This window comes from Companilactobacillus paralimentarius DSM 13238 = JCM 10415 (assembly GCF_001434985.1).
Lineage (GTDB): Bacteria > Bacillota > Bacilli > Lactobacillales > Lactobacillaceae > Companilactobacillus > Companilactobacillus paralimentarius.
Genome location: NZ_AZES01000021.1, coordinates 17,543 through 27,117, shown reverse-complemented (window position 1 = coordinate 27,117; position 9,575 = coordinate 17,543). Strand labels below are relative to the sequence as shown.

Below are 9,575 nucleotides of genomic sequence, written 5' to 3'. Positions count from 1 at the left end.
AAACGCGGTTCTGAATGTCTCTTAAAACCTGTCTCAAATATTGACTTCAATCCAATTTTGGATGATGTAAATTAATTAACAATAGGACATATCAAAATGTACTATTTTCTACCGTTAATAAAGAGAGAACCTGATATTAAAGGGTTCTTTTTTTTGCCTTGTTTAGCTCCTTTTACTCCTATATCATGTAGATATACAAGTAAAAGGGGGCTAAGGGGATGGAAACCATCATGGTATTAGTGTGGATGGTATCTTTGGTTGCTATTTTTGTTTATGGGTTTAAATGGTTTAAGCACAGGCAAAATACTAGAATTAGACAGCGTAACCAAAAGAAATTGTTAATTAGCGTTGCAGTTATGGTTGTTTCTTTTGTCATGGTTGGAGTTACAGGAGGTAATACGGAAAAGAGTTCTAGTTCTGATAGTTCCAATAAGACAGAAAAAATATCTAAGAAAACTAAATATGTTGGCAAAGACAAATATGATATTGCCAAGAAGGAAAATGTGGCTCTAATTGCTAAGAAAAAAAAGTTGTCTAAGCAAGAAGATAAATTACAGGGCCAGCGGGATGATATAGAGACTCAAGAGGCTGAAGCTAAGCAAAAGGCTGAAGAAGAGCAAGCCACTGCTAAGAAACAAGAAGAGCAACAGGCTAAAGAGGCTCAAAAACAACAAGAAGCTGCTCAAAAGCGACAGCAGAAACAGGCTCAAGAAGCTCAACAACAGCAGCAACAGCAATCGCAGCAAGCTCAATCACAACAATCTACTTCGCAGCAGGGGGATATGAATACTGCTGAAACAGGAACAATTATTGGTAATTCAAGAAGCCATATTTATCATGTACCTGGTCAACGAGGATACAATATGAATTCGTCTAATGCTGTCCGTTTCAATACAGAACAGGATGCTATTAATGCTGGTTATAGGAGGTCTAAAGTCTAATGAAAAAATTAGCTAAATTGTTAGTTTTATTGGCATTAGTTCCTTCTGTAACAGCTTGTGCCAATGAAAGTCAGGCCGCAGAGAACAATCACACTAAAATAGAAACTGTAAAAAATTATTCTTATCAGAAGAAAACTAAAAAATTAGTAGCCAAGAATAAGAAGCTCAAACAGTCGATTGAATCGTTGCAGAATAAGATTTCTGACGATCAAAAGTTTATCGATGAACATAGTAATAAGACTACTCAAAATACATCTAATACATCTGATTTGGCTAATCTAGATTACAACGGAACTCAAGAAATTATCGTCAATGATAATAAGCCTAATTTCTCACAAGAGGATTTGAGCACGGCTAAGGGTGCTTGGGATCAGTATGGTGATTTGGATAATTTGAACCGAGTGACAGCCGCTAATGCTTTGTTGAACGTATCAAAAATGCCATCAGCTAAGAGAGAAGCATTACATTGGAATCCAACTGGGTGGCATAATAAACGGATTAGCGGTGGTTGGTTGTACAATCGTAGTCATTTGATCGGTTACCAATTAACAGGCCAAAATAATAATCCTAAGAATTTGATGACGGGTACACGTTCATTGAATAGTCCAGAAATGTTAGCTCATGAAATGGATATTGCTTATTATTTGAAACAAAGCAGTTCGCATTATGTTAGATATCGTGTTACGCCAATTTTTAGAGGCAATGAATTATTACCTCGTGGTGTTCAAATGGAAGCTCAATCTGTTGGAGACGATTCGGTTCACTTCAATGTTTATATTTTTAATGTTCAATCAGGCGTTACTATAAATTACGCAGACGGAACAAGCCAAGTTGGCTAAAAATAAAAAAATCGGCCTAATTGTGACCGACTTTTTTTATTGATTGAATCTTCGAGCTGGGTTCAAACTATCTTGCTTGTGTCCTTTAATGATTTCATTTTCTAAGGTAATTCGACGTTTTAATTCGTCTAAATTATTTTGGGCTTGAATGACATTGTCTTGTGCTTTTTGTTCCTGTTTAATAAGTAATTTATGTCGTTTAATTAAAGCTGCCTTACCATGTTTTTGACTTAGTTCAATGTATTCTTTGATTTCAGCAATGGGCATACCTAGTTCACGGAAAAATTTTATACCTTCGAGCCAAGTTATCGATTCATCATCGAATATACGCTGATTTTCGATGTTTCTCTTTAAAGAGGGAATCATATTCAATTCTGCATAGTAACGAATCGTAGCAATTGGTAAATCAACTTTTTTACTAGCTTCAGAAATTTTGAACATATGATCACACCCTTCTTGATGCGACATTATGATGACACCTTTTGAGTTCAAAAGTTTAATAATGTACATAATGGAAAAATAAATTTAAAAACATCAAAATTTTACAAACAATTCATCTTTTGTCCACCTTTAACACTCATGATAGAGAAAAATGTTATTAAATAGATTTTTATATAAAAGTTAAACTATACTTAAAAAATATATTTGACTAATATAATATTTTTAGAAAAAAGTGTTTAAAGACAATAGTTATCAGTGTTAGCTATTGTATAATACAAATTGAGGTGATGAAGGCATGATTAATACACCATATACTTTCCAGGATACTGATGCGTTTAAGAGTACTGAACGCTTAATTATTAAAGGCCGTTTTTTTGCGACCGCAGTTTCAGATTCGTTTAATACATTTAAACCTAAAAAAAGAAATATTCATAAAATATTAAATATCAAAAACAAATTATTAGTTCCCGAATTATTGGAAGTTAAACGCCAAAGAATGTCTAAGTCTGTTTTTGCATTCTTCCGTGGAACTGTTGACGTGATGCATTACGATCTTTCACGAAATGAGAATAGTGGTATTCGTGTTTTGGTCGGTGGGGATGCTCATTTAGGAAACTTCGGTTTCTATGGTTCGTCTGAAGGACAGCTATTGTTTGATATGAATGATTTTGATGAGGCTCATTTAGGTCATTGGGAATACGATTTAAAACGCTTGTTGGTGAGTGCACTTTTAGTTGCTCGTTCACATGGCTTTGATGAGAATGATGTTCAAGAGTACCTCTTAACAGTCGTTGATACTTATTTTGATACCTTGAAGCACATGACAAAAATTTCGGAAATGAAACGTTTTATCTTGCCTAATACACTTCAAAATATTACGGAGATATTCGGTAAACTCAAGGATAATGAAGAATATTTCCAAGAATCTTTTAACAATATGATTGCTAAAAGTATCAAGAAGGCGCAAAAGAGTAATTCTAAATTAGTTATTGAAAAATATACCGAAGTAAACGATGGTCAGCGCCGTTTTGTTGAAAATAAACCGGTCACACAACACATAAGTAAAAAAGATTATAAGAGTGTTGCACGTGGATACGAAAAGTATAAGAAAAACCAACGTAGTGATGTTAGACTGTTTTTAGAAGACTTTAAAATTATTGATATTGTTCGCCATAGTGTCGGAGTTGGCAGTGTTGGTACACTTTGTTATTTAATTTTATTGAGAGATTTGGATAGTAACTACTTAGTTTTACAAGCCAAACAGGCTTTACCTATCTATAATAATGACGAGTTGTATTTTGATAGTAAAGTTAGTCAGGGTCAGAATATTGTTAACAGTCAATTGATCTTGCAAAGTGCGTCTGATCCGTTTTTAGGGGCCTTTGATACTGAGCAATATAGTTTTTATATGCGTCAATTCAAGGATATGAAATCATCTATTAATTTAGATAAACTAGATTTTGAATCTTTCAAGGATTATACAAAAGTCTGTGTTATTCTCCTTGCCAGAGCGCATTCACATTCACCAAACTATCCTTTGATTATAGGATTTGGTGAAGAGTATGCTGATATAGCTAACTCACTAATGAATTTTACTAACAGTTATGCTCAACAAGTGGAGTACGACTTTGAATCATTCCAGAAGGATTTAAAAGATGAAGGGTAGTCATTTTAATGAAAAGGAAATTTTATAATCGCGATTTAAGCTGGATACTATTTGATAATAGAGTAATTGATCAGGCCTATGATAGTGATGTACCACTTTTAGAAAGACTACGTTTTTTGTCCATTGCTTCAAACAACTTAGATGAATTCTTCCGAGTAAGAATGCACAATATTGATAGTATGGTTATTAATAATAAAACTGAAAAGAGAACAGATTTAACTGGTGATGAAGTTCTTAATTTGGTTTATGAATTTAATTCTAGAAATATTGCTAAGCAGTACAAAAAATATGAAGCATCAATGCAAGATGCGCGTAATAGAAAATTGTTCTATATATTAAAGTACGATGAATTAAAGGATTCTGAAAAGAAAACTGTTAAAAAATACTTTAATAAAAAAATCTTGCCACGGATTGATATGCAAAGATTCTCCAAGACTTACAAATATCGCCGTAATCTGAATTTATTGATGGAAACGCCACATCACATTTATACTAGTCCGGTTCCTGAGGATTTGGATCGTTTAGTGGAGACTGGCATTGAAAATCACTATATTTTGATTGAAGACGTTATTCGTAATGTTGCGACCGATTTGATTAGAAAATATAAGATCAAGAAGACTTATGTTTTCCGAGTTACTTACGATCAGAACAAACCATATGACTTCTTAAGTAAAGATATGACTGATGATGAATACTTGAATAAGATGATCAATTACGTTGATACCAGAGAATTGCGTAATATTATGCGAGTAGAATTCGCCTGCAACGGCGAAAGCCATAGTCGTGAGTATTTTGCCAAACTATTTGATATCAGTAAGAAAAGTGTTTATAAGATACCAGGGCCAGTTGATATTAAATTCTTGAATACACTTTTCAAGCGTTATCGTGATCATAAGGATTTGATTTTTCCACCTTTCAAGGCATTAAAGTGGAATCCATCTAAGAATATATTGGATTATTTGAAACATTCCTCATTGCTAGTTCAATATCCATATGATTCGTATAGTGTCTTCATTGATTATTTGGAAGCAGCCGTCCATGATTCTAAGACAACTAAGATTCTTATCACAATTTATCGTACGGAAAAAGATTCTGATTTGTTGAGACTTTTGAAAGAAGCCGCAGAAAAAGGTATCGAGGTTACCGCTATTGTTGAACTGAAGGCTAGATTTGATGAAGTTCATAATATTGAGGTAACCAAATTTCTACGTGAAGCTGGCGTTCAAGTTTTATTCGGTGACAAAGTTAATAAAGTCCATTCAAAGATTTGTTTGGTATTACATGGCGACAATAGAGGGTATGTTCAAATTGGAACGGGAAATTACAATGCAATCACTGCTAATGGTTTTTCCGATTTGAGCTATTTTACAAGCAATCAAATGTATATCGATGATGCAACAAGATTCTTTGATTACCTAATTAATGAGACCAAAGTTGAATACAATCTATTAGTAACATCACCAGATGGTATTAAGAAAATGATAATTGAGAATATTCGCTTGGCTACTGAAGCATATTTGCGTGATGGTCAAGGTGGAGTCTTCATGAAGGTCAACGGTTTAACTGACGTTGAGATCATTAATGCAATCTACAAGGCTGCTCGACAAGGGTTACCATTTAGAATGATTGTTAGAGGTCCATGTTCATTGAAAATCGGTATCTGTGGACCAAAAGAAGATATCCGTGTGAAGAGTATTGTGGGGCAGTTGTTGGAGCACAGTCGGATTTTCAAATTCCAATATGGTAGTGATCATACTGATGTTTGGATTTCGTCAGCTGATATGATGACCAGAAACTTAGATCGTCGTGTCGAATTAGCTGTTCCAATTGTTGAGGAAAAATCAAAATTGAAATTAAATAAGATTATCAATACCTTCTTGAAGGATACAGAGAATTCTTATTGGTTAGATTCCGATGGTGATTATGTCAAAGAAGAGAAAGATAATGGAATTTCTGCACAACAGACTTGGCTAAGCCGCTTGAAGTGGAGAAAGTACATTAAAACAAATTAAAATTTGGGGATTTTTATAGAATTCGTCATGAGTTCTATTTTTTTTTGCTTTTAATTGATTGTATAAAAATAACCACCCATTTCTGGGTGGCTATTTTTGTTAGATTTGAAAGACTAAGTTTAACATGTTTTCTTAGTTATTGCTAAGTTTGGATTTTTTGTTTGATAACAATAATAACCAAACTTCTATGAAATATAGTGGAAACGCGTTTCACAAGGGCAACCTCCTGTGGTTTGCTACGATACCGAAATCACACGCCAAGTGCGCGTGTAATTCCGATATCTAGGCAAATCCTCGGAGGCTGAGCGCCCTTGTTCCACGCTCTAACGCTCTAGTCTTTGAAATTGCCGCTTTCAACGTCTTTGATGAATTGTTCCAAATGGTCGAAGTATACTGGAGCATTATCGATCATATGATGGTGTCCACCATTTGGTGTTGTTACTAGACGTGCATGTGGAATTTCTTTTTGCATAATCTTAGCTGTTGCGATTGGCATTGTTTCATGTTCACCGAATGTCAACAATGTTGGTACTGTGATTTCTTTAAGGTGCTTTCTGAAGTGCCAGTCTTTTAACTTACCTGTAATAACGAATTCGTTGTCACCTTGGAATGTGTTGTAAACAGCTGTAGCTGTTGTGTCGATTAAATGTCTGATGGCTGTTGGTTGTTTACGATCAACGTATTCAGCATTTAAGATATCAACGTAGCTTTGGTATGTAGGATCTGAGAGATCGTTTTTAGCTTCGATATCTTGCATATATTTAACTTTGTCAGGACCTAATGTGTCTAAACGACATTGGTTAACGCTCTTAACGTATTCGTCAATTTCATCAACCATACTTGAAATGATGGCACCTTTAAGGTGTTGTCCATATTTAGCAGCGTACATTTGAACTAATGCGCCACCCCATGATTGTCCGATTAGATAAAAGTTATCTAAACCTAGCTTTTGTCTAACTTCTTCAACTTCTTCTAGGAAGTAATCGTATGTCAGATATTTTTTAGCGATTTCGGGATCGCTATAGTCGGGTTGATCTGAATACCATGATCCTAGTTGATCGTACATAGTTACTTGAACGCCTAAGTCGGCTAATTTTTCACCGAAGTTTTCCCAATATTCGTGGTTTCCACCGGGTCCACCATGAAGGCAAAGCAATTTGATATCGCCATGACCTTGAGTGTTAGTCCAAAGATGGTAGCCATTGTCTAATGTTAAAATTGTTGTTCCTTGTTTCATAAGATAAGTCACCTTCCTGCAAATGATAGTTATAAGTATATATCTATATCTAAGGTTATTTCAAATATTCTATAATATAATTTTAATAATTCTAACAAAAATCTTATTTTTATTATGAGAAATTATAGTGTAAATATTTTAAATGGATATAACATATATGATAAAATTGGTATACGTTTATAAAGGGGCGATATGATGAAAAAGTGGGTTATTAGTCTATTGTCTGTGGGGATGCTTTTGGGAATATTTGGTGTGTCAGGAATTAGTGACTCAGACTCGCCAAATACGGTTGAAGAAACAGTTCAAGCAGATACTAATAGTAATAATGAACGAACAATTAATTATGCGGTTTATCCGGGGAATTCTAGTTTACTCTCACCAATGGATGCATTCTTCACCAAAAGTGCAGATATAACATCTAATGATGATGGTAGCTACAAGGTTACATTGACAGCGGAAATTTCAAATTTAACTAGCTTAAAAGTAACTACAATTGATAACCAACAACCAAGTGTTTCAAGTACTTACACTAAAAATGCTAAAAAGTATGTTGATATTAGTTTTAATATTAAGAGTTTAAGCGAATTAGATAAGCCAATTTCAGGAACTATACAGACAAAATTGCTAGATCTAACTGTTGATAAATCAACGGTCAGTTTTAAGTTTGATTCCAGTAGTTTGGACGGTCAAAAATCTAATACATTTTTGAATAGTTTGAAGTCGATCACTGATGCAGAAGACGAAACTAAATCAGTTTTAAATGACGCGCAAAACACAGCTAATAATATCAAAGGTGATTTGAATGGTGCTAATGATATTATTACTACACCTGATACTACTAGTTCACAAACAACGAATACTACTACTGCTAATAGTGACGGTAGTCAAGCAACCAATAATAAAACGGTTATTAAAGAATTAACTTATAAAGTTGCTAAAAACGATGGTGATGGATCGATGATTTCACCATACTTTACAAATACAGCTAAAGTGATGCAAAATCCCGACGGAACTTATTATGTCGAGATGACGATCAAGTACCCGAAGAAGTTCGGTAATAACGCGATTCAATTGAACTATATTAATCATGAAAAACCAACTAATTTAAGTTTTACTAGTTCAGGGGACAGTAATTATCTTAAATTTGATTTTCCAATTAATAATTTGGGTGATTTAGGCGAAGTAATCTCAGGTAACGCGACTTTAAACTTACCAGACTTTAATCTTGATAAGGATTTGAATTTCGATTTGAACTTTGACGGTTTCAATCCTTCAGATATTTCAGGAATCGTAAGTAGTTCTGATGTTTCTGGATTGTTGTCAGATTTGAGTAGTTTAAGTAATGCTAAGAATGTCAAGACTGACAAAGCCACTAATGACAATAGAGTACTTGGTACGTTACCTCAAACTGGTGAACAAACGAATGCAGCTTTGGGTATTATCGGTGGCTTGATCTTGGTACTCTGGATTGTTTTATTGAAAGCAACATATTTGAAGAAATAGGTCTATAGTAAATTTTTGAAATAAAATAACAGCATCTATTTAGGACGTGATGTAATACGTTTATCCTAAATGGGTGCTATTTTAGATTTTTGAGTCAATAAAGTAGTCATGTGCCAAATTTTTTACATAAAATTGTATGATTAAGAAAAAATCAATTTGAGGGTACTGCGATGGATAGTTTAGATGAAAAAGATGTTGTGGCCCTATGTGGTCAAGTAGGAGCAGTGCTTCTAGAGAATGGGGCTGAAACCTCACGGGTGGAAAATACTGTAGAGTATATCGGTCGAGCAGTAAATTTACCGATAATTTGTCATGCAACGATGACAGCTGTTTTTGTAAACTCAGAAAAGAGTGCTACAACGAGAATCTTTAAGGTTCGTGTAGGTGATTTCAATCTTCAAAAAGTTGATCGTATCAATACGCTGTCACGTGAGTTTTCACAACATAAAATGACCTTCAAAGAATTAAAAGAATCTGTGACCGAAGTTGAGTACGATACGTCAGATTTTAATTTATTTGAGAAGTGTTTGGGAGCAGGTTTAGTTTCAGTCGCACCAATGTTGTTATTCAAGGCAACTTGGTTTGATCTGTTTCTGTCATTTTTTGTCGGTATCTTAGGATATTTAGTGGCAAGAGTTGTTGGACAACACTCTAAAATCCCTTATATAGCTGTAGCCATGGGTGGTTTGAGTATCAGCATCTTAGCACATATTTTGTTAGATATGGGAATTGCTTCAAGTGCTAACAATATCATTATCAGTGCTTTAATGCCTTTGGTACCGGGAGTTCCAATGACTAATTCATTGCGAGAAATTATTGAAAAAAACACTATTTCTGGTTTAGTCAGGGCAACTGATGCCATTATGGCAGGAATTTCAATTGGTAGTGGTGTGGTTATCGGTCAAATTTTGATTAAAGCTGTCTTAGGAGGGTAAA

At 34.3% G+C, this 9,575-nt stretch carries 8 protein-coding genes; 6 read left to right on the top strand and 2 right to left on the bottom strand.

The window, feature by feature from the left end:
- The first annotated feature begins 218 nt into the window (after nt 1-218).
- Both FD33_RS02510 and FD33_RS02505 read left to right on the top strand, forming a co-directional pair.
- Nucleotides 219-941, top strand: coding sequence for a sunset domain-containing protein (locus FD33_RS02510; RefSeq protein WP_025086397.1), 723 nt, complete (start codon nt 219-221; stop codon nt 939-941).
- Nucleotides 941-1,780 (top strand): DNA/RNA non-specific endonuclease, encoded by an 840-nt coding sequence (locus tag FD33_RS02505; RefSeq protein WP_025086396.1) that lies wholly within the window; start codon nt 941-943, stop codon nt 1,778-1,780. Before FD33_RS02510 ends, FD33_RS02505 begins: the two co-directional genes overlap by 1 nt.
- Nucleotides 1,781-1,816: 36 nt before the next feature.
- On the opposite strand, the gene FD33_RS02500 is transcribed toward FD33_RS02505, so the two are convergent.
- Complete coding sequence (locus tag FD33_RS02500) at nt 1,817-2,221, bottom strand: MerR family transcriptional regulator (protein ID WP_025086395.1); 405 nt, start codon at nt 2,219-2,221, stop codon at nt 1,817-1,819.
- 295 nt (nt 2,222-2,516) lie between these two features.
- Between FD33_RS02500 and FD33_RS02495 the strand changes: the two genes are divergently transcribed.
- Both FD33_RS02495 and ppk1 read left to right on the top strand, forming a co-directional pair.
- Complete coding sequence (locus FD33_RS02495) at nt 2,517-3,887, top strand: DUF2252 domain-containing protein (RefSeq protein ID WP_025086293.1); 1,371 nt, start codon at nt 2,517-2,519, stop codon at nt 3,885-3,887.
- An 8-nt stretch (nt 3,888-3,895) separates the two neighbouring features.
- Nucleotides 3,896-5,899, top strand: a complete 2,004-nt coding sequence (gene ppk1 / locus FD33_RS02490; protein WP_025086294.1) for a polyphosphate kinase 1 — start codon at nt 3,896-3,898, stop codon at nt 5,897-5,899.
- Nucleotides 5,900-6,230: 331 nt separating this feature from the next.
- Here the strand turns inward: ppk1 and FD33_RS02485 are convergent, their stop codons facing one another.
- On the bottom strand, nt 6,231-7,136 hold the full coding sequence (locus FD33_RS02485; RefSeq protein WP_025086295.1) for a proline-specific peptidase family protein: 906 nt from the start codon (nt 7,134-7,136) through the stop codon (nt 6,231-6,233).
- A gap of 192 nt (nt 7,137-7,328) precedes the next feature.
- On the opposite strand from FD33_RS02485, the gene FD33_RS02480 reads away from it, so the two are divergent.
- Entirely contained in the window at nt 7,329-8,639 is a 1,311-nt protein-coding gene (locus FD33_RS02480; RefSeq protein WP_081784525.1) for an LPXTG cell wall anchor domain-containing protein, read from the top strand.
- A 170-nt stretch (nt 8,640-8,809) separates the two neighbouring features.
- Entirely contained in the window at nt 8,810-9,574 is a 765-nt protein-coding gene (locus FD33_RS02475; RefSeq protein ID WP_025085566.1) for a threonine/serine exporter family protein, read from the top strand.
- Nucleotide 9,575: the final 1 nt, after the last annotated feature.

Excerpts from the sequence above, each read along its gene's own strand:
- FD33_RS02505 (WP_025086396.1), top strand. The coding sequence starts at position 941 with ATGAAAAAATTAGCTAAATTGTTAGTTTTATTGGCATTAGTTCCTTCT.
- FD33_RS02485 (WP_025086295.1), bottom strand. The coding sequence starts at position 7,136 with ATGAAACAAGGAACAACAATTTTAACATTAGACAATGGCTACCATCTT.
- ppk1 (WP_025086294.1), top strand. The coding sequence starts at position 3,896 with ATGAAAAGGAAATTTTATAATCGCGATTTAAGCTGGATACTATTTGAT.
- FD33_RS02480 (WP_081784525.1), top strand. The coding sequence starts at position 7,329 with ATGATGAAAAAGTGGGTTATTAGTCTATTGTCTGTGGGGATGCTTTTG.
- FD33_RS02510 (WP_025086397.1), top strand. The coding sequence starts at position 219 with ATGGAAACCATCATGGTATTAGTGTGGATGGTATCTTTGGTTGCTATT.
- FD33_RS02495 (WP_025086293.1), top strand. The coding sequence starts at position 2,517 with ATGATTAATACACCATATACTTTCCAGGATACTGATGCGTTTAAGAGT.
- FD33_RS02475 (WP_025085566.1), top strand. The coding sequence starts at position 8,810 with ATGGATAGTTTAGATGAAAAAGATGTTGTGGCCCTATGTGGTCAAGTA.
- FD33_RS02500 (WP_025086395.1), bottom strand. The coding sequence starts at position 2,221 with ATGTTCAAAATTTCTGAAGCTAGTAAAAAAGTTGATTTACCAATTGCT.